At 59.2% G+C, this 19,376-nt stretch carries 19 protein-coding genes; 8 read left to right on the top strand and 11 right to left on the bottom strand.

Features of this window, described 5'->3' with window-relative positions; all coding sequences use genetic code 11:
* The first annotated feature begins 33 nt into the window (after positions 1 to 33).
* On the top strand, positions 34 to 411 hold the full coding sequence (locus FGD77_RS00790; protein WP_108693211.1) for a hypothetical protein: 378 nt from the start codon (positions 34 to 36) through the stop codon (positions 409 to 411).
* On the opposite strand, the gene FGD77_RS00785 is transcribed toward FGD77_RS00790, so the two are convergent.
* The 11 genes from FGD77_RS00785 to FGD77_RS00735 all read right to left on the bottom strand — a co-directional run bounded on the left by FGD77_RS00785 (position 412) and on the right by FGD77_RS00735 (position 11,532).
* The gene (locus FGD77_RS00785) at positions 412 to 2,700 is read right to left on the bottom strand and encodes a DotA/TraY family protein (RefSeq protein WP_255005554.1); all 2,289 of its coding nucleotides are present in this window, start codon (positions 2,698 to 2,700) and stop codon (positions 412 to 414) included.
* On the bottom strand, positions 2,697 to 3,230 hold the full coding sequence (locus tag FGD77_RS00780) for a hypothetical protein (RefSeq protein WP_255005552.1): 534 nt from the start codon (positions 3,228 to 3,230) through the stop codon (positions 2,697 to 2,699). The genes FGD77_RS00785 and FGD77_RS00780 overlap by 4 nt, the downstream gene beginning before the upstream one ends.
* A gap of 19 nt (positions 3,231 to 3,249) precedes the next feature.
* On the bottom strand, positions 3,250 to 4,389 hold the full coding sequence (locus FGD77_RS00775; RefSeq protein ID WP_133176221.1) for a hypothetical protein: 1,140 nt from the start codon (positions 4,387 to 4,389) through the stop codon (positions 3,250 to 3,252).
* Positions 4,379 to 4,648 carry a hypothetical protein gene (locus tag FGD77_RS00770; protein ID WP_133176222.1) on the bottom strand — a complete coding sequence of 90 codons (270 nt, stop codon included), beginning with the start codon at positions 4,646 to 4,648 and terminating at the stop codon, positions 4,379 to 4,381. The genes FGD77_RS00775 and FGD77_RS00770 overlap by 11 nt, the downstream gene beginning before the upstream one ends.
* Positions 4,638 to 5,219 carry a hypothetical protein gene (locus FGD77_RS00765; protein ID WP_108693216.1) on the bottom strand — a complete coding sequence of 194 codons (582 nt, stop codon included), beginning with the start codon at positions 5,217 to 5,219 and terminating at the stop codon, positions 4,638 to 4,640. Before FGD77_RS00765 ends, FGD77_RS00770 begins: the two co-directional genes overlap by 11 nt.
* Before the next feature lie 20 nt (positions 5,220 to 5,239).
* On the bottom strand, positions 5,240 to 5,974 hold the full coding sequence (locus FGD77_RS00760) for a hypothetical protein (RefSeq protein ID WP_108693217.1): 735 nt from the start codon (positions 5,972 to 5,974) through the stop codon (positions 5,240 to 5,242).
* Complete coding sequence (locus FGD77_RS00755) at positions 5,971 to 6,858, bottom strand: hypothetical protein (RefSeq protein WP_255005550.1); 888 nt, start codon at positions 6,856 to 6,858, stop codon at positions 5,971 to 5,973. Before FGD77_RS00755 ends, FGD77_RS00760 begins: the two co-directional genes overlap by 4 nt.
* On the bottom strand, positions 6,855 to 9,767 hold the full coding sequence (locus FGD77_RS00750; RefSeq protein WP_255005547.1) for an ATP-binding protein: 2,913 nt from the start codon (positions 9,765 to 9,767) through the stop codon (positions 6,855 to 6,857). Before FGD77_RS00750 ends, FGD77_RS00755 begins: the two co-directional genes overlap by 4 nt.
* A gap of 121 nt (positions 9,768 to 9,888) precedes the next feature.
* Entirely contained in the window at positions 9,889 to 10,302 is a 414-nt protein-coding gene (locus tag FGD77_RS00745; protein ID WP_255005541.1) for a hypothetical protein, read from the bottom strand.
* A 15-nt stretch (positions 10,303 to 10,317) separates the two neighbouring features.
* Complete coding sequence (locus FGD77_RS00740) at positions 10,318 to 10,866, bottom strand: hypothetical protein (protein ID WP_255005540.1); 549 nt, start codon at positions 10,864 to 10,866, stop codon at positions 10,318 to 10,320.
* 15 nt (positions 10,867 to 10,881) lie between these two features.
* On the bottom strand, positions 10,882 to 11,532 hold the full coding sequence (locus FGD77_RS00735) for a hypothetical protein (protein WP_255005539.1): 651 nt from the start codon (positions 11,530 to 11,532) through the stop codon (positions 10,882 to 10,884).
* Positions 11,533 to 11,714: 182 nt separating this feature from the next.
* Here FGD77_RS00735 and FGD77_RS00730 point away from each other — a divergent pair, with 182 nt between their 5' ends.
* The 7 genes from FGD77_RS00730 to repB all read left to right on the top strand — a co-directional run bounded on the left by FGD77_RS00730 (position 11,715) and on the right by repB (position 19,218).
* Positions 11,715 to 12,872: a hypothetical protein gene (locus FGD77_RS00730; protein WP_255005538.1), complete on the top strand. Its 1,158-nt coding sequence runs from the start codon at positions 11,715 to 11,717 to the stop codon at positions 12,870 to 12,872.
* A 33-nt stretch (positions 12,873 to 12,905) separates the two neighbouring features.
* Entirely contained in the window at positions 12,906 to 13,532 is a 627-nt protein-coding gene (locus tag FGD77_RS00725; RefSeq protein WP_255005535.1) for a type IVB secretion system apparatus protein IcmL/DotI, read from the top strand.
* A gap of 224 nt (positions 13,533 to 13,756) precedes the next feature.
* Positions 13,757 to 14,743, top strand: coding sequence for a DotH/IcmK family type IV secretion protein (locus FGD77_RS00720; protein WP_255005534.1), 987 nt, complete (start codon positions 13,757 to 13,759; stop codon positions 14,741 to 14,743).
* Positions 14,740 to 16,032, top strand: a complete 1,293-nt coding sequence (locus FGD77_RS00715) for a DotG/IcmE/VirB10 family protein (protein ID WP_255005533.1) — start codon at positions 14,740 to 14,742, stop codon at positions 16,030 to 16,032. Before FGD77_RS00720 ends, FGD77_RS00715 begins: the two co-directional genes overlap by 4 nt.
* A 16-nt stretch (positions 16,033 to 16,048) precedes the next feature.
* The gene (icmT, locus tag FGD77_RS00710) at positions 16,049 to 16,366 is read left to right on the top strand and encodes an IcmT/TraK family protein (RefSeq protein ID WP_255005531.1); all 318 of its coding nucleotides are present in this window, start codon (positions 16,049 to 16,051) and stop codon (positions 16,364 to 16,366) included.
* A 575-nt stretch (positions 16,367 to 16,941) separates the two neighbouring features.
* The gene (gene repA / locus FGD77_RS00705; protein ID WP_255005704.1) at positions 16,942 to 18,144 is read left to right on the top strand and encodes a plasmid partitioning protein RepA; all 1,203 of its coding nucleotides are present in this window, start codon (positions 16,942 to 16,944) and stop codon (positions 18,142 to 18,144) included.
* A gap of 81 nt (positions 18,145 to 18,225) precedes the next feature.
* Positions 18,226 to 19,218, top strand: a complete 993-nt coding sequence (repB, locus tag FGD77_RS00700) for a plasmid partitioning protein RepB (protein WP_255005521.1) — start codon at positions 18,226 to 18,228, stop codon at positions 19,216 to 19,218.
* Positions 19,219 to 19,376 lie beyond the last annotated feature (158 nt).

Here is a 19,376-nt window from a genome sequence, read left to right as displayed (position 1 = left end):
GGCAAAAAAGCACCATCCGGGACATACTTTGATATGTTCAAATGGCTCAAGAAGACGCGACAGTCGCATAGCGAGATCGGCTACTGGGTACATCTCGGTGGCCAATGGCTGGCTGTCGGTCTGATGATCTATTTCTGGCGCGCCATGCTTCACATGCTGGATTCAGTGGAGGTGTTTGCCGGTGCCTGGCGGGAAAGCCGTTCAGAGCATTTTGGGTTTGTTGACGGCTTGGTCGCGATCCCTGTGCATCTGATCTCGGAACCGATTTACTTCCTGCAATTGGTATCGATCATCTTCGTTTTGCACCTGACGGTAAACCGCGCGGGATATCGTAGTTCTTGGCATATGCCTCATAAGTTCAACAGTGGCGGCTTGGGTGCGCTGGTGGTGATGTCCGTGTTTCGCCGATAGCTACTTGTCCTTGGCAGCTTTGTTCCCCAATTGTCGTGGACGTGCGCGGTTGTTCGCCAACCCGATATTGCCGGCTTGGCTAAGTGTGCCACCAGCCGCAGCCCCGGTTTGATAAGCTCCCCCCGCCCCAATCGCACGCGCCGTCATGGCGGTCCCTGCCCCCAGATCGTCACCGATCCCATCGATCCATTTGAAGACCCGCGCCGGAAACACGTTGATCAGGCTGAACGACCAATCGATGATGACGACGTAGAGCAAGCCGACAAACACGGTCAGCACCGCCATAGTCAGGAACTGAGATAAGACCCCAAACGCACCTGGATCTGCCGCCATCTGTGAACTCAGTGCTGCAAACAGCATACCGTTGAGCGAGAAAGCCGCGATCCGGAACAGGACCATCCCGAGCAGGAAGCCGAACACCATCAGGAGCGGGGTGAGAAACAGCATCAGCAGCAGAGACCATCCCTTGCGCGAGATATTGGACGAAATTCCGTGCCCGTCCATCGACAGCATGGCCACGGCCCAAAGCGGTGCCGCAAAGACCGCCTCGATCACCAATAGCATGAACGCCAGAATAGCGATCAGCCAAATGACGGCCGGAAGATAGGGCAGGACGAAACCGACGAAAATTGCGGCAAAGATGCCGATCTGGAACAATCCGCTGGTGAGCGACGCAAGCGTCGCGGGGATCGAACCGAACAGGGGAACCGCGGAGGCGGTCGCCAGCACCCCGATCGCAACCACGGCATAGGTCAGAAAGGTCGAGGCGTAGGCCATCAGCCCGATCATCGGATCGACCGTGATCGTGTCAGGGGCCAGCAGCTGGATACCTTTCAGCAGGTTGGTCGGTGGTGGCAGGAAGTTCTCCGGCGAGGAGGCATCGTCCCCGGCGTAGGCGCGCTCGGTGATGAACTCGCGCAGCCCGGCATTGGCGGCTGCCTCGTTCCAGGCCGCCACGCTCGCATTATAGCTCGCACCGATCCCCGCCAATATCTTCTGCGCATCGCGGTCCGCATTGCTCTGGAACCAGTAGGCCCTGCCGAGCTCGGTCGCCAGCGTGTTCTGGACTCCGCCGCTGAGCGTCGTCGAGATCAGCGTGCCCGGCGTTGCCGTCGGAAACATGCCCGCAACCGCGTTGGCGTCGCCGGATATCTTGCTGATCAGCATGTAATAGGATCCGGCCATCATCCAGCCGCCCGTCTTGAGATCGCCCGCGATCGCGGTTGGTGCGGACAGTGCACCGCTCCCGTCCGACCCGATGGACTGGATCTGCAGGCTGATCGGCGTCCCACTCTCGGTCTGAACCAGGGTGGACAGCGCGCTCGGGTTCACGATCGGATTGACGATCGCGGAATGTTGCTGGCGCAACGTGCGCATCATGGCGGCGAGGTTCGGGAAATCGCCCGGTGCGATCGTGTCGCGGGCCGATATCTTCGCGACGACTGTCTCGGCGGAGCCGCGCATCTCGGTGCGGAGTGCATCGATCAGAGCGCGCATGCCGGTATTGATGGTGTCCATGTTCGTCGCCGGGCTGATACGTTTGAGTGCCGCGGTCGCGGGCGGCAGCGTCACCGACCCACAGGCACTTGTGATGGTGGGCGTGGAATAGGTCAGGATCTGCGGTGTGTATCCGTCGATCAGATCGGTGGCGGAGGCCGGGGCAAGGTCGGACCAGATACCGCCGCTGACGAGTTGCAGATCGCCGCCCTTGGAAACCTCATAGTTATAGGCCGCGCGGCAGAACTCCATGCGCCAGAGCTGCTGCAGGAAACGCGCGTCCGAGCCCACATAGTCGGTGCCGACAATCGGCACTTCGTCGGACACAATCAAATCTGCGGTCTTGTTCCAGAAGAAGGTACCCGCTGCCGTGCCGGCGCGGACAACATAGGAGATGCCGTGCTGGATGCCATTATAGCCATTGTCGAGCGGGATCAGCAGCGCGAAGGCGGTCAAGATCCGGATCGGCACCCAGATGGTTGATTTCTGACCGAGCACGATGCCTTCATGGGCCGAATCCAGCGTTCCCTGAAAGATGTTGTAGAGCAGGAAGAGCCCGCCGACCGCCAGGAACAGGATGTTGAACGACAACATCAGCAGCGAGATGACGGTGCGGTTGTTGGCGGCAGGCCCCGGGAAGAGATCGCCGAAGATCAGGTTGAAGAAGGTGTTGGAGCGATCGTCCCCCTGCCCGCTGAAGATATCCGGCACGCTGATGGCCTGCGCCATCCCGCCATCGCTGGAGGCCAGAAGCAGGCCCAGAGCCAGAGTGACGGTCAGAATCGCTTTCATTTGTCCTGCTTCCGACCTGGGAGGATGATCTGCATGTTGCGTGGCAGGCGCGAGGTCAGATAATCGTAGAACCCGCCAAAACGTCCCTGCTCGATGATCCAGGCGAAGAAATCGGCGCGGACCGCGCGGAACATCGAGAACAGAAAGAGCGCAACAAGCCCGATGACAAACACCCGGCTGATATCAAAGAAGATGAGACCAACAGGAATGGCCAATACCGCGACCAGCCCGGCGTATAGGAAACAGCTGCGCTGCGTCCGCCAACCTTCATGCTGTCGCTGTAGCTGTGAGGCGCTTATGGACCGGGCCATTTCTTGAAACCGCTCGATCCCACCGTCATCGTAGCGACCTGTCAGCCCTTTGGAATCCAGCGCTTTGGGCCGGACCCGTTCGGCAAGATCGTAAATGAAATCCGCGCCAAACCTACTGGCCTCGAAGGCTCTGTGAATGCCACCACGGCGCGCAAAGAACCCGGCCGCGCGTCTTGCACGGCTCTTTTTTGGCTCATTGTCATCCTGGTTGCGCGCCATGTTTGATCAGCCCTGTCTGTCAGTTGCCGAGCGGGGCGCCGCCGCCCGCCCCCTCGGTCCCGTCAATGGTTGAGGCCAGGGCGGCGGCTTCCACCGCGGCCACACGGCGTTCCAGACCGAAGCGCATCCAGTTGACGTGAAGATCGAGCGCCTGGGTAAGAAGAAGCTCCCGCATCACCGCATCAGGTGACATTTTCGCGATGGATTGATGCCAGTCGGGGTTGGCAAACCGGGAATGAACGAAGATGTCGACCGCCTGAAGCGAGGAGACCTTGTCACCCACAGCATTCGGATAGGCGGGCCCGGCCGCATCCCGTGCCCAATTCGCAAGTTCCGTCCCGCCGGTCGGGGTTGCAATGTCGCCCAGATAGGTGAAGACCGCGTGCGAGGCCGACCGGCGTGTCGCATCGATCTGGCGCGCGGCGATGCGCGCAAGGCCAGCCGGTGTTTTCGCTTCCTCGGTGGTGACCGGTTTCGGCGGCAGCGGATCGACCATGTTGTTGACCATCCGCGCGAACGCCTGTGCGACCTGCTGGTCGGAGGTGTCGAGCGTGATGGCCTCGGTCAAGAGCCGGACATCGGATGTCGGATCCGCAAATCCGCCGACGTTGCGCAGGGTGTCGCGATCAAGTTTGATCTCTTGGGCGAGCGCCAGACCGCCGGAGCGGACCGGTGCCCCGGCCGGACCGTTGCCGTAGGACCGGTTGCGCGACAGGTTGGCGATGTCGATACCGCCGACGCCCTGACTGGTTTGCCCGCCACCAAAGTTCAACACGCCGGAGAGATCGATGCAGGCGGAGGTGGCCGGATCATACCGGCCGCCTTCGGCCGCTGCCCGGATTTTCTGGCGCTCGAGCAGGACGGCGTTCTGGTCGCGTCCTTCGGCGATGCGCTTCGCGGCTTCGGTTTCGCGTTTGGAGTACGCCGAGAGCTGCGCCACACCCTTGAGGATGTTGTCGACGATGTAGTTGCCGACCTCCGTGGTGTGATTGTTGACATTGATCCGCGCGCTGCGAACGATGTTTTGCACGCCGCCACAGGAACAGCCGCCAAAGGCGTATCCCGGCGTTGAAAGCGTGAACAGCCACGCCGCGGCAAAAACCGACAGTGCGCTCCCCATCACACGTGGTTGATGCGTCGTCGGTTGATCAGTTGTCATTTCCCACTCCCTCGCTCCGAGCATTCCCTTTTTTGCCCCGGATGATGTCGTTGACCTCATCGAGGTTGGTGCGCGTCTCCGTGCTCCCCTGGCTCTGGATTCCAGCGGGGTCCTGAGGTTTCGATCTGCCTTCGGTCACGCTCTTGGGGATCTGAAATGACGTGAATTGGATCAACAAGACGAATGCGATCGCCGCCAGAACGACCGCGAGCGCGATCCATTTTCCAAGCGTTATTTTCGACAGGATGTTATTCGGCATTTCCGCCTCCATAGATAAGGTCATAGACCGCATCCAAATTGGTCGGACTGGTCGTCGTGCCGTTGAGCGTCACCCCCTGCCCCACCTGACCGCCGCCGGTGTTCAGATCCACGCCGCCAATCGAAGTTGTCGAATTGCCTGTCAGACCGCCAATCGGCAGGAAGTTGAAACTCGGCAGCTGGAGTAGATTGGTGATCTGGGCGGTGAGCTCGTTCATCTTACCTTCTGCGAAGGAACAGATCTGGCCCTGCGCCTGACTGACCGCCGCCTGGAAGATGCCTTGCAGGTTTGGCACCTGGATCGCGATGTCGAGGTTGACGTCGAGCAGGTTGTCGAGACATCCAAGCGCCGCGATGGAGTGCGGTTTTTTCAGCGCCTCTTCGCCGCGCAGGACTTCGGCTTCGATGCCTGATCGGATCGCATTGGTGAGGTTCAGCTTCACCGTGTCGGTGCATCCCTGGCCGCCGGACGGGAAGAGTTGCAGGATTTGATCATCGACTTGCGCGTGGGTTTTTGGCGCGCTCACGATGGCCAGCCCCGCGATAAGCGTCGCACTCAAAACGTATCGCATGTCATGTCTGCATGGTCTGGTCATTGAGTGCCTCCAAGACTGGTCCGTTCCCCTTGGAAAGGGGGTGTTTCGCGAATGAGGATGGGACGTTTTGCGCCGAAGCCTGGAAAGCCTGTGGTCTGCGCAAAGCTGCCGCCCGTACCAGTCCCGCCCGCGTACATTGTGTCGGACGCGGCCCCGATGCGGTTCATCAGGTGCGATTGCAGCTCGGCGTAGGAGCTGAAGCCGTTGGCATCGAGATAGCTCTGCGGGAACACGGTCGGATCAAAGCCGCTCGCGACCCAGTCGTTGAGCGCGCCGGCTCCCAAGAAATGCGCCGCGGTCAGCAGCCCGCTTTCCGTGAAGGTCACGCCGTTGATGGTCTGACCAACCAACCCCAGTGTTTGCGTTGATAGCGCCGAAAGATTGAGTGTCGTCAGGGTGTCGAAGGCCTGGTCCTGCAAGGCGTGCCCGGCGGGTGAAGTCAGGAAACCGCTCAAGGATGTGACGCCCTGTACTGTCGCCAGCGACGTCCATTCGTAGTTGCTCCAGCTGCCGTACGACCCGCCAATATGGTTTACATAGCCAAGGCTCGCCAGCGTCCCGGCGGTGATCTGGTAGGCACCTGCCGCCGTGCCGCCTTGCGTGTTCAAGGCTCCGTAGTTGCCGCCAGATTCCTGCGTGCGGATCAGATCGGCATAGTCGCTCGCCAGGGCGGTTCCAGCCCAGAGGGCGAGCGCAATGCCAAGATAGCCGATATGGGGAAAGCGGCTCATTTAACGGTCCCTGCGATAGCAACTGGCTGGGTCGGGATCGTCTCCATCACTGCGCCGGTCGAGGGCGAGATCACCGTCACACCGCCACGGCTGAGCGTCTCGATGCCGCGAAAGCCGTTTTCGTCTCGTAAGGTTCTGGAGAGGCCGACCACACCCTCAAGCGCCTGGATCATCCGGTAGGATTGACCAAGATTGTTGATCAGAAAGACGGGACAGAATGATTGACCGCAATAATAGGGTGAGCGCACCACAATGATTTTTTCGCCGCCGAGCAGTATCTCGACCTCATAGACGCTGACTTCGGGCGGCCCAAAAGACGTCGCCGTCGTCTCGTCGATGTTTGCCCCCAACTCTTTGCTAACGAGGGCCAGCTCCGCCTCATTGGCCTCGCGTTCCACCATGCCCGTTTGATCGGGTTGAGGCGTGTAGGCCTGACCGCTCCACGTCCAGACCCGCCCGTCCTCAACGATCGAGCGCATACCGGTCGGTGTGACCGCTGACAGCCCAAGCTCCTCGACGGCGGGCCTGCGATAGATTTCGAGCCATTTCTCGTTGTGGAACAGCGCGACGTTAAAGCACTCGGTCTTGCAGTTGCGGCTCTTGCCGATCTTCAGAAAGAGTTGCTCGGGATCGTCGTTCGGCGTTTCCAGCCAGACCCGGATCGCCTTCACGTAAGGAAAATCGCGACCATACATTTGCCGCGCGATGTTCAGCGCCTGTTGATCGTTGCGCGCGAAGGAGAGCTGCTGAACCGCGATATCCCCGCCAGGCTGGTTGTTCTCGCGACTGTCCTCGGCAAGCGCGGACAGCACACCCAACGTGACCAGCAGTGCAGCCAGATAGACGAGGAGCGGTGACCGCCTGTGTCTTGCGCGCAATGTCATTGAAATGCCCCTTTCGCGAGATCGTCGGCCATGCGGGAGATGACGTTCGAGCGTGCGGACTCGTCGAGCATCTTGCCGGAAGACATCAGCCCCTCGAGTTCCGCCTCGATCTCCGCCTTTGCCGACCCGGCCGGAAAGCGACGGGCGAGGATGTGGCGCGCCTCGGGACTGCCGAGCCGCTCGTAGAGGATCGCGCGCAACGCCGTGTCTTCGGCAGTTGTCGACAGCGCCCAAAGTTCGATGGGCCCGAGTTGGTTATAGAAGTGCTGCACATAGGTCTGGGATTTCAGCTTGAAGATGGCGACGATCGGCGCGCCCTCGCCCGGCTCCGGCCCGCTCAACCGGCTGATCACCGGTTTCAGGCTGGCGGGCAAATCGTAGGTGTCCATCACCGTGCGCACGCTCTCGGCGGTCGGCACGTTGCACAGAAAAATGTTGGTGGCGAGTTCGCGGATTGCATGGTCGAAATCCCCGATCAGCTGACTGGCGAGCGAGATCTGCACGCCCGCCTTGCGGCCGACCCGCACGTCGGCGACGATCTGGTCCCGGATACCGAGCCCGCCGGTCAGGTGGTATTCGTCGATACAGATGCGTTTGGGCATCTGGCGGTTGTTCTGGAATCGCAATAGATGATGTGCCCGCACGGCGTCGGGCAGATCGGACCCTTTGATCTCATCCTCGTCGAGCCAGAAGTCAGACGTCAGCGTCTGGCGCGCCATCATGTACATGACCGCCGTCTGCTTGCGCCCGCGCTTGCCGGTCGCTTCGGTCACACCGGCCAGATCGAAGGCAACGATGCGTGCGCCCGAGATATCGAACCGGGTCGGGTTCGACAGGATCACATACTGCTTGATCGCGGCGGTGATCTGACGCTGGAACGCGCCGACCATCGGTTCCTGGGTCGATTGCACCCGCATTTTGATAAAGGGCTCGCGCACGGTCTCTGCGTTGGAGATCGGGATTAGATCGCCGAGGATCGGCACGGCCAGGCGTTGCGCGAGGGCTGCGGCATGATGCTCGTTCTTCGCAAACAGGACGTCGACGATCTCCCACCAGGTGGTCTCTTCATCGACTTCGAAATGATGCTTCTTCAGCGCTTCATCGACATGGCGATCCATGGTTGGCGAATAGCGCTTCGGGCTGACCTCATCGGAATAATAGCGATAGGCCTCATCGACGCAGGCCTCGGCCAGCTGCGAGACACCGTCATAGGGCACGTTGGCATCTTCAGGTGTGCAGATCAGCCCGATCAGGTTCACCAGAAACGCGCGTTCATGGGCAAACGGTTTTCGACAACAAAGCTGGGTGTCGAACGGATTGACGGCATCGCGGTCCACCATTTTCAGCCGGTGGAACATCGCCTCGTGTCGCCGGTTCGGCGGAAGGGCGTCGCGGATCAGGCTGATCAGGCCCGACGAGGACGGGCCGATATCGATGATGGCGATGCGCGGCAGGATCGCCTGGTTGTCCCCGCCCCTTCCGGATTGCGGCGACAGCGCCACGCCGAGATTGATCGCGTTCATCAGAACCGATTTACCGGATCCGGGCGTGCCCACCATGATATCGACGCTGGCATTCTGTTTTGAGGAGCCGGGCTGGTAGGGAAACGGCTTGCCGTCCGCGGTGCGAAAGATGATCGACCCGCGTCGCCACGGACAGGCCGGGCGCACGATCGGGGCCATGGCGAGCACGTCCAGCAGATCGGCGGCACAGCTTTCTGCGGTCGAAGCAGTGGACAAGCCCAAGGCGGACGACATCACGCAATCGAGCGGATCGCCGACCACCGCATTGGTGTGACAATTGCCCCAGGACTTGACCATCTCTTGTAAGGACGAGACGTGGGCACGCAGCTGTCCGACCTCGTCGGCTGGTGCCCAGGCCGCGAAGGAGGCGCGCCAGCGGATGACCGTGTTGCCGTCGCCGTCCGTCTGACGCAACCGCTCGAAGCTCTCCTTGATGCGCCCGTTATGTGTGGGGGCAGTCCAGGCCAGCAGCCGCGCCAGCTGCTCGCGAAACACTTGCCCTGCGAACCCTCCGCTCTCCATCAGGATAGAACAGCGCCACGAGATTCTGGTGCCGTTGGCGATCACGCGCCTGATCAGCTCATTGAACTGCACAACGATTTCGGGGGGCAGCACGATGTCGAAACCGGAAAACACCGTGTTGCCAATGCGCACGATCTTGCCGTCGATCACCTCGGCATGATCGGTGAAGAGTTGTTCCGACAGATTTGGCCACACGAGATTGGAGATATCTTTGCGTGTGATGTTGCGCCCGAGGCTCGGCAGTCGTGCTTTGAGATAGTCACCCGGCAATGTCGCGCGCCACGGGTGGTTGAGACCCAACGTGTCGGACGCCACGATCTTGCGGATCGCGTTCAGTGCCTCGTAATTGTCTAGTAGTTCGAGCGCGATACCCGCCGAATTGAACTCGCGCCCCAAAGCTGTAACAAAGCTGTCATGGCGGATTGCCAGGCCTTCAAGCGCGGTATCCGGGATCTGACCAAGCGAGATCGGTGGCGCGGCATTCAGCACTTTCGTGCGCCGTTTCAGGCTGGCATTGCGATCTTCCGCCGTCAGCAAGGAGGGGCGTGTCCACAGCGCCAGATAACAGCGCTCGCCATAGAGCTTGGATGGGAGCAGTTTGCGGCGCTCGTCCAGAAGATCATGTAAGTCGAGCGCATTGTCACGCGCAACGCGGGCGCTGTCATCGATGATGGTCTCGACCTCGCGCGTACCAAGTTCCGGCGAATGCCCGAACCAGAACTGCAGGGCCAGTCCTGGTTTGGAAAAGAACGGCGACAGGCCCACCCGCAACCGGTCGCAGGCTTCGGTGACATCCTCCTCTCCCGGCAAGGACCGGAACCCGTCGAGCCGGAAGAGCGACATCATCGAGCCGTCGTCGGCCACCAGTGCTGTCTCGCCATGCGCGGTTTCCAGACGGCAATACCCGTCCAGAGAGGCCTTCAGCGCTCCCCGGCCCAGATGGGCTGCGACCTGATGCCAGAATGCGACCATCAGTACATGCCCCTTAGTTGAGCGAGCGGAGCTGACCGTCCACGGAGGATTGGTTCGCACCGGTGCCGAAGATCGAGGCGACGCCGACATTGAGGAAGGTCGGAATGGCCACCATGCAGGCGGCCGCGACGCTGAGCATCAGGATGCGGCCCGTCTCGACGGACGAGTCATTGGCGCTGCGCGACCGCTTGATCATCGCCATGACCGCCATGATCGCGAAGACGACGCCGAGCACGAAGGAAATGGTGCCCAGAATATCGGCGGCGGGGCCAAGCTGGCTTGAGCGCATCTCGGTGAAGATATCGCCAAACGTCTGCGCAAAAGCTTGGGTGGCCCATAACGTTGTGAAGCCGAGCGACACCATAGATCGCACGAGAACCGGTCGCCATGACGGACGAGGTCGCATTGAAGGAAAAGGCTTACGCATGAATGTGCTCCTTGTTTAGCCGAAGAAGAGGTTTTCGAAGAGGCCGACGGTCCGGGGCAGATCGACCGCCATGATCCCTGCAATCATGTGAATGAAGCCCTTGCCCATCAGGCCCTGGGTCGGCATGTCCGCCGATTTGACGCAGAGAAAGAGACCGCGCACGACCGCCAGCAGCCCGATGAATTGCGCGACCCGCACGAGTGCGATCAGGATGGCTTCGCCGGGCGCGCCTGCTATGGGCGAAAGCATCTCTGGCGCATAGGCCATGATCTCGCTGGCAGCACTGGCCGTCGTGTTGCTCGCCCCGTAAAGTGACGCAATCCAGGCGGACAGCGTCAGATCGAGGGAGATGATCAGCAGACCGAACACGATGTAGGTCAGCGCCTGATAGTAGCCGTGCCGCCTGTGATGGGCATGCGCGCGCTCCTCGGCCGTCACCAGCATCATTCGGCTGCCGATCACGACGAGGATGATGCCCAGAACGAAACAGAGTGCTGCCACGAAGGCCTGCGCCGGTGGCAGGATGTCGGTCACCCGCGTGAAGAAGGCGGTCAGCTCGTCCATGTGCTGTCATCTCCATCACTCACCATCTCCACCCTCTATTTTCGGTGTGGCCTCGGCGTTACCATCTGGAATCAGCACCACGCGCTTCGGGGCGTCTGTCACGGGAACCGCAACGGGCGTCACCTGTATTGGGCGAGAACCGGCCGTTTCGGAAGCCGAGCCATCGTCGGGTGCGGGCAGGGACGCGCCGATGAGGCCGGTGGTGGCATAAAGCTGCCGGATCGCGTTGGAATGAGCTCCGTTGATCTTGCGCTGGTCCTGCAGCCGGCCAACGAGCTTGGGCAGGACACCCCCCTGCCCCGTCAACAGCGCCAGTTCCGAGCGGAGTTCCAGGCTCTGTTCGCTCAGAAGAGCCACCTCGGATCGTAATTGATCGAGTTCGCGGGCCTGCTGATCATCGGCAAACTCGACCACGGCGTGTCCCGCCTTTGCCTTCAGGTCCAGTACGTTGAATGCAAAGACGCCGCCAATCGCGACGAGACCGAGGACGGCGAGGGTCAGCAGGACCTTGCACAGCCCGTTGATAAAGGCGGTGCCGGTACTCTCACGGGCGTGCACGTTGACCGTACCGCCGACCCGACCCGGACGGGCAAGGGTGAAGCGGTCGGCAAAAGCGTCAACAGGTGATGGTGCCGAGACGCCTGATGCTGTGTCTGACCGATACATTGTCCCTCTCTTCCGCCGGCAGTTTCAGATCCTGGTTCCGTTCTTCGAACCGACGCCCCGTACCAATGTGTTGTGGCTTGCGGCAACTCGGCTATGGTCATTAAAACTATATCGTTATATATAACGATATAAAGGGCGCAGTAAAGACCTTTGGTAAACACCTCAGAGAAAAGGATTTCCCGATGAAAGCTGTCAAAAAGAACCGTTCGCCGCGTGCAAGCTCAGTGTCAGGTCTCGCCTTCCTCATGATCCTGGGATCTGGCTCGGCAAGCCTTGCTCAGGAATACAGCTGGAAGGAGGGGTTTGCCGGTTGCACGGGAACGTCCCCCTTCATCGAAACACTCATCTCAAAAACAGACCCAGAGGTGCGCCCGCTTCTGAAAATCGGCGAGATGCAAGCCTGGGCTATCAAAGACGCAGACGGAAAACCCGCGACGGCCCTGACGACGCAGGATGGGCTGACGATTGTGGGGCGCATCATTGGACCGCAAGGCGAGGACATTTCGGCAGCACTGCTGATGACCGTACCCGATCCGGGCGCGAAACCGCCCATCGCACAAGCATCGATGTCTCAGACTTCGAGTCCTGCACGTTCGTTACCCGCACGGACAACAACACCTGCGCCTTCAGCACAAGGCGCGATGGCGCCCGATTCAAATCCGCAAACCGCCAGGCGCGCACCGACTGGGGCCACATCACCTGTGTTAAATCAATTGCAGAGAAACCTGCGGTCTGAAGACGCGACCCAAGCGCCGCGACTGCCTGACACGGCAACGCTGGACGCACCTGCCGTTGCCACCCTGTCGGCACCGATTACCGCCATTGAACACCCCTCTGCCGATGTTCAGGCCGGAATCGATACGATCTTTAAGCAAGCCGGTGAGGAGCGTATCTGGTTTTCTGCCGGAACGCCGAACCCCGGCGCACCCGTCGTCTACATGCTCACCGACCCGGAGTGCCCGCATTGCCAGTGGACGATTGATCAAATGCAAGGGTCAATTGCGTCCGGGTCTGTCGACCTCCGGATCATTTTCGCTCCCGTTACCGGCGTTCAGGGGTTCAATACGGCCCTGTCGATCCTGCATTCCAAAGATATCGCGCAAACCTTCACGGCTCATATGACCTCGAACACCCGAGGGACATCCGGCGTCGCCCAGATGGATACGACCCAGGCCGACAAGGCCGTCATCCAGGGGATCGTCGACAACATCAACTGGATGCGGGCAAACAAGATGCCGGGCGTGCCGTTCTTCCTCTTTGATACGGATCAAGGTGCACAATTCGCCTTCTCGGAATTGCCGCCGGACATTCTGACCATCGCCAAAGCCGCAAGTCAGTGACGGGGTGTGTCGATGCTGTCAGACAATGAACATTTGGGCGCCGCCGAATCCATCCTGCGCTCGGCGCGCACGTTCGAGATTTCCTATAAGGTCATGGCCAAGGTCGCGCTCGGTCTGGGCCTGTCGACGACGGTGCTCGCGGCCTCGACCGCCTATCTTGCGGTGAACCGGCCAGAGCCAAGGTATTTTGCGACAACGACAGACGGCCAGTTATTGCCACTCGTGCCTCTCGACAAGCCGCACCAATCAGCCGCCGAGGTGAGCAACTTCGCGGTCAAGGCGGTCACCTCGTCGCTGACCTACGATTTTGCCAACTATCGCGCCGACTTCAACGACGCGCTGCAATACTTCACCAAGCCCAACGGCTGGAACCAGTTCGTCGAGGCCGTTCAGAAAAGCCAGATGCTCGAGCTGGTGCAGACCCGCCGCCTCAACACCACCGCCGTCGCCAACAATGCGGTCATCGTGCGCGAAGGCGTCAACGACCGTGGTGTCTATGAATGGGTCGTGCAGATCCCGCTGCGCGTGACGTACCAGTCCGCCTCCGAAGTGACAGGTCAGAACTTCATGATCACCGTCAATATTGAGCGGCTGCAAACCTATGAATCCCCCTATGCGATGGCAATCTCCCGCTTCATCGCGGCCCCCGGAGGTGCCTGATGCGTAATATACTCCGATCAATGCGACAGTTTCGCCTATCGACGACCGTCGGCGCCCCCGTCTTATTGGGCCTGATGCTCTCATCTGGCCAAGCGCAACAGGTGCTGAGGGATGCGGGTGGTGATGAGACCGTTCCGCCCGGCATTGAGGTTCAGACCCCCCTGCCCCAGCCCGCAAACCGTCCGACCGCGACCCTGCCGAGTCAGAATGACGGAACCACGGTGGTGACCATCGAGAATGGCAGTCAGCCAGCACCCGGTCAACAGACCCTGCCCACCGGGGCCGACCCCCTGACCCAGAACGAGATCAATCAGCGGCAACAACCGGCAGATCAGCAACAGCAGACACCGACTGGCGATTTCCCGATTGTCGGCGCTCAGGAGCTGCTGCAGAGTCTGGACGATCTCGACCGTCCGCTGACGCCCGAAGAGATCACCGCCTATGGCGCGGCGATCCAGAGCCAGTTCCCGATGACCCCGGAGATGATTCGCGACTATCGCCGACGTGTCGACGAGAGCCAGAAGGCGGCCGCGACGCCCCCCTCCGGCCAGTTTCCGAACGCCATCACCGATGCCAAACGCCTGACACTCGACTCGGCACAAGACCCGGAAGTTCTGTTGACCGGTCCCGACACGGTCAGTGTCATGGCGTTTTACGATCAGACCGGCGCGGCCTGGCCGATCGCGTCCTACGTGATCGGTAAACCAAAAAGTTTCCAAGTCTATGCGATGCAGGAGGGCTCGAATCAACTGGCGGTGACGCCGCTGGTCGCCCACGGGTTTTCCAACATCGTGGTGTCTCTCGTCGGCGAAAGCCGACCACTGGTCTTCGATGTGCGAACGAACTCCCTCAACACGCATTATCGCCGCGACTTCACGGTGCACGGGTTGGGGCCAAACGCTGCAACAAATCCGCTGCAGACCCGCCAGAGCGAACCGGTCGCACGGGCCTCAAACGACGTGATGATGGCTTTTGCCACCGGTGCCGACATTCCGGGCAATGCTGTGCGTCTCACCACAGACAACAGAGCCGTCAAAGCCTGGCGCTATGACGGCGCGATCTATCTGCAATCGGCCGATGCGATCATCTCGCCGCCCGCCTCCGGAATTCTGACCGGCCCTGGTCAGGTCAAAGCCTATCGAATCAGGCCCACATCCGTTGCGCTGATTTCCACCAATGGACGCGTAACCAAAGTGAGGATTTCCGAATGAGTGAGTCCAAGAACTCCAACAAAAACAATGATGAAGCAGGCATTGGGCATGCGAGTGACAGGAGCGACACTGCTGCTCGGACCAGCGCAGGCCGGGTTACCCGCGGGCGCAAGGGCGGGCTTTTGTCACTCAGAAACATGGCTTTGCTGACAATAGTGGCCGTCGGCGGCGCTGTCGGCTATGAGATCTGGAAAAACCCTGAACTGATCGGCCCGAGCCGGGTCGCTGGGACGCCGAATGTCGATGATACGCCGGCCGGTGATCAGCTGCGCGACTCCGAGCGCTATCAGGACAATCTGCGACAGCAGAATGAAGACGGCGCCCGCGAGGCGCAGGAGTCCGACACTTCGTTTATCGCCACACCGGACGAACCACTTCGCCAGATCGATGATAAGCCGCCTGCAATTGCGCCCAATCCGAATCGCCCCCTACCCCCGGCGAACGAACCTGTTGAAACCGAACAACCTAGAACCGTGGTGATCGATCGTCAGCAACCGGTGCAGCAACAAGGGCGACCAATGCCGGACCAGCCTCAACCACCGGACTACGCGCGTATCAACCAGCTCGCACAGTTGATGGCGACACAGCAGCAGGGGTTGATCGGCGCATGGACAGCGCAGCCATCGGCCGTCACAGTTGTCGTCGAAGAAGACCTGGTCCCCAGCGAAGACTCCACATCTGCCCGAACCAACGATGGCATGACGCGCCAATCCGGCGCCCCTGCCCTCTCAGAGCCGCTCATTCGCGCAGGCGACGTCGTTCTCGCCTCGAGCATCATCACCAATGACAGCGACACACCCGGCCCGGTGGTCGCGCAGATCATGAAAGGGCCGCTCAAGGGGGCCCGGCTGCTCGGTGGGTTCGAGGCAAACCAGAACAACACGCATCTGATCGTGCAGTTCAACACAGCTGTGCTCGAAGACGGCACGCGGATCCCCATAGCCGCCTACGCGGTCGATGCCCGTCAGAAGTCACTCGCGGTGCGGAGCGATCTGGACCGGCGTCTGTTCGCACGTTATGCGCCGCGCGTCGCGGCGGCATTCGTGTCCGGCGTCGGCGACGCCCTCTCAGATCCTGGCACATCGCTGATCGATCTTGGCGGCGTCACGGGTGTCACGCGCCCGGCGCCAACAATCGAGCAAGGCCTCTCCAAAGGTCTCGCAGAAGTTGGCAACGATCTCGCGGGTGAGTTTGTCCAAAGCGCCCCCAGAGGGCCGCTGATCTCTTTGCGCTCTCGCCAGATCATCGGCGTCTTGTTCACCAGCAACGTCGTGTTGCCAAACCGTTAAAGGCTGGAGGTAAGCCATGGCTGAGAACAGATACAACATCTATCGCTCGACGGTGCATTGGCGCTACGCCATGGCGCGGCCGCATCTGGCGTTCTTCGATGCGCGGCTGGTGTTTTTCATCGTCCTGTTCGTCTTCCATATCCGCTGGTGGACGTTTGCCGTGCTGGTGTTCGCGATCGCTGGGTTCACCGGGGCGAGTTACTTCAACTACGCGCTCGAAAACGTCATGCGGTTGTGTCGGTCGAAACTCGTGGGGTCGTTCCGCCCGGCTATCACTTATACGCGGCTTCGGCCCATGGCGGATTATGGGTCGGATGCTTTGAGGAGTGACTAGATCGCAGCAGGCATCGTAATCACGCCTTTGTTGTATGCTGCGGTTTCTACTGAAGAGCCGTCGCGATGCCAGTGTTTTGTCGAGCGCTGGAGGAAATTTCGCCTGACAAGTGGAGAATCGAGCCATGTTCTGCGTTTATATCTTTCTATCCAAAACCCAGGACTCTCGACTGCGAGATGCTGTTTACTTCGTTGTGATCAAGGTGAACTGGCTTAACTCCTCTCTTCTCAGCTGTTGCGGAATAGCTTTCGATTTAGGCCCACGTTATTGGCAGGTGGACTGCGAATTTGTCGATTTGACAGCCGTGCAGGAGCAAGAAGAGTGTTTTTAAACAATGAAGTGCTAGTCATAAATCAAGTGCATGAGAGGTTACATACCGTGCTTCGCGAACGTCAGCGAATCCATCATTGTGTCATATGGTCGGCCTTACACAACATGCGGGGTGATCCTCGAAAGTATTGCCACGGACGACGCACTGAAGAAAATATCTTGCCCGACTCACAGTTCCCCGTTAATGACACTTGTATTAAAGAAATCGCGCTAAAAGCGATATTTGATGAGAGCGGGCAGTGAATATGCGGGAAATTGAGGACAACGGGACTGTTAAGCCGTTCGATGAGATCATCCTTCAACAGGGGGAGCTGATTTCTGACAGGCTCAATATGTTGCGCATGGAGCAGTATCCTCCTGATGCTCAGAAGAGTCTACGCCAGTTCAGCTTAGCCGAAGTGGCATACTTCCTCGGAGTGACGCAATCCAACATCAAGAAATTGCATCTTGAAGGAAAAGGCCCAGAACCGACGACGTCAACCTCTGGTCGGCGCAGCTATTCTGCGGAACAAATGCTGGAGTTGAGAGCCTATCTCGACAAGCATGGACGATCTGGAAAAAAGCGATACTTGCCACATCGTCAAGAGGGCGAAGACCTTCACGTCGTATCAGTTGTGAACTTCAAAGGAGGTTCAGGTAAGACAACGACCGCTGCGCATCTCGCTCAGCACCTAGCGCTGCGCGGTCACCGCGTTTTGGCAATCGATCTGGACCCGCAGGCGTCGCTGACCGCGCTTCATGGTATTCAGCCAGAGTTGGACGAGATCCCCTCCCTTTACGAGACATTGCGTTATGATAACGAGCGGAAATCCATCGCTAGCGTAATTCGTTCGACCAATATTCCAAACCTCGACATCATTCCTGCGAGTCTTGATCTTCAGGAGTATGAGTATGATACGCCGGTCGCTCTAACGAGCAGCGAGCCGCAAGCTGGTCGCGCCTTCTTCACACGTATCTCTGAGGCGTTGAAGGAGGTCGATGACCAGTACGATATCGTTGTTATCGATTGCCCTCCGCAACTCGGGTACTTGACCCTAACCGCACTTACGGCATCGAGTTCAGTGCTGATCACAGTCCATCCTCAAATGTTAGACGTTATGTCGATGAGCCAGTTTCTCCTGATGTTGGGGGGTATCATGAAGACGATCCGAGATGCGGGTGCTCAAATGAACTTGAAGTGGTTCCGCTACCTTGTGACCCGATTTGAGCCGACGGATAGCCCACAGAAGCAAATGGTCGGCTTCATGCAAGCTATGTTCCCCGGCCAGATGCTGCAAAATCATATGGTCAAATCCACAGCGATTTCTGACGCAGGCATTACCAAACAAACGCTTTATGAGGTCGAGAGAGCCCAGTTTGTGCGCACCACATATGATCGAGCAATGGACTCGCTCAACGCGGTCAACGACGAGATTTCTGACCTCATTCACGAAGCATGGGGGCGCTGATGATGGGTATTTTTGACAGCCGTGCAGAGTTGGAATTTGGGGCCAAAAATAGCCTTGCTACAACTTATTGGGGGGGCCACCGTGGCGCGTAAAGACCTCTTGAAAAGCGTATTGAACCCGGCTGCGGACAAAGCCTCGGACGGCGGTCGCACGAATTACGCAATGCGCGGCGCGTCTAAATCCATGAAGGTATCGATTGATAGCCTTGCCGAAGATGCGCGCCGCATGATGGATGGCGAGACTATCGTCGAGATATCGCCAGACCTAATCGACAGTTCTTTTGTCAGCGACAGGCTTGGACTGGATGACGAAGCTTTTCAGGAACTCAAGGCTTCGATAGCTGCAGGGCAGCAAGACACTCCTGTGTTGTTGCGCCCCCATCCCAATACTACAGGACGCTTCATGGTGGTCTTTGGCCACAGGCGCGTGCGCGCTGCGGCTGAGCTTGAGCGTATGGTACGAGCAGTCGTTAAGCCCATGGACGATGTTGCTCATATTCTTGCTCAGGGTCATGAAAACACGGCCCGAGCCGATCTGTCGTTCATTGAAAAGGCGGTCTTTGCCAGAAATCTTGCAGACATAGGGCAGCCAAAAGATGTGATCATGTCTGCACTCACCGTTGACGGAACGCTTCTGTCGCGGATGTTGTCTGTCACTCAGCAGATCCCACGAGATGTCATCGATGGCGTCGGGCCAGCAAAGCAAATTGGACGTGATCGCTGGGAAGGCTTCAAGAAGTTGATGGCCGAACAAGCGAACATAAAGTTGGTGCAGCATATGGTGGCAGAGCCAAGTTTTGCCGGGCTGCAAAGCGACGCGCGTTTTGAGCTACTTCTGAGTAAGCTCTCTGAAAAGGGCAGGGCGGTTCGCAAGAAGACAAGACGTGCAGCTCCGGCAAAGCGCACGTGGACCGCAAATGGCGGTCGGATCAAAGGTGTTGTGGGAAAGTCGGGCAAAGCGTTCAACGTCTCACTCACATCAACAGACGCCTCGGAGTTCGGCGACTATCTCGCCGGAAACCTTGATGGCCTCTATGAAGCATTTCTCTCGGCAAAACAGGAGAAGACCAAGTGAACTAACGGCAAAAGAAAAGCCCCCAAACCAAGCGGCCTGAGAGCTGATCTAGTCAATCTGAACACCTGATAGATACCTCTCTCGCGAATCGCTGTCAACAAAACAACACCGATTTGGTGAACGGATTTCTTTTGCCTCCACATAAAATGGAGGTGGAA

Origin of the sequence: Roseovarius sp. M141, assembly GCF_024355225.1 — a bacterium.
In the GTDB taxonomy this organism is placed as follows: domain Bacteria; phylum Pseudomonadota; class Alphaproteobacteria; order Rhodobacterales; family Rhodobacteraceae; genus Roseovarius.
The sequence above is the reverse complement of the archived record's forward strand: the minus strand, read 5'-3'. Positions and strand labels throughout refer to the sequence as shown.

Excerpts from the sequence above, each read along its gene's own strand:
- FGD77_RS00745 (WP_255005541.1), bottom strand. The coding sequence starts at position 10,302 with ATGCGTAAGCCTTTTCCTTCAATGCGACCTCGTCCGTCATGGCGACCG.
- repA (WP_255005704.1), top strand. The coding sequence starts at position 16,942 with ATGCGGGAAATTGAGGACAACGGGACTGTTAAGCCGTTCGATGAGATC.
- FGD77_RS00760 (WP_108693217.1), bottom strand. The coding sequence starts at position 5,974 with ATGAGCCGCTTTCCCCATATCGGCTATCTTGGCATTGCGCTCGCCCTC.
- FGD77_RS00790 (WP_108693211.1), top strand. The coding sequence starts at position 34 with ATGTTCAAATGGCTCAAGAAGACGCGACAGTCGCATAGCGAGATCGGC.
- FGD77_RS00785 (WP_255005554.1), bottom strand. The coding sequence starts at position 2,700 with ATGAAAGCGATTCTGACCGTCACTCTGGCTCTGGGCCTGCTTCTGGCC.
- FGD77_RS00765 (WP_108693216.1), bottom strand. The coding sequence starts at position 5,219 with ATGCGATACGTTTTGAGTGCGACGCTTATCGCGGGGCTGGCCATCGTG.
- icmT (WP_255005531.1), top strand. The coding sequence starts at position 16,049 with ATGGCTGAGAACAGATACAACATCTATCGCTCGACGGTGCATTGGCGC.
- FGD77_RS00775 (WP_133176221.1), bottom strand. The coding sequence starts at position 4,389 with ATGACAACTGATCAACCGACGACGCATCAACCACGTGTGATGGGGAGC.
- FGD77_RS00740 (WP_255005540.1), bottom strand. The coding sequence starts at position 10,866 with ATGGACGAGCTGACCGCCTTCTTCACGCGGGTGACCGACATCCTGCCA.
- FGD77_RS00735 (WP_255005539.1), bottom strand. The coding sequence starts at position 11,532 with ATGTATCGGTCAGACACAGCATCAGGCGTCTCGGCACCATCACCTGTT.
- FGD77_RS00755 (WP_255005550.1), bottom strand. The coding sequence starts at position 6,858 with ATGACATTGCGCGCAAGACACAGGCGGTCACCGCTCCTCGTCTATCTG.
- FGD77_RS00780 (WP_255005552.1), bottom strand. The coding sequence starts at position 3,230 with ATGGCGCGCAACCAGGATGACAATGAGCCAAAAAAGAGCCGTGCAAGA.
- FGD77_RS00730 (WP_255005538.1), top strand. The coding sequence starts at position 11,715 with ATGAAAGCTGTCAAAAAGAACCGTTCGCCGCGTGCAAGCTCAGTGTCA.
- FGD77_RS00770 (WP_133176222.1), bottom strand. The coding sequence starts at position 4,648 with ATGCCGAATAACATCCTGTCGAAAATAACGCTTGGAAAATGGATCGCG.
- FGD77_RS00715 (WP_255005533.1), top strand. The coding sequence starts at position 14,740 with ATGAGTGAGTCCAAGAACTCCAACAAAAACAATGATGAAGCAGGCATT.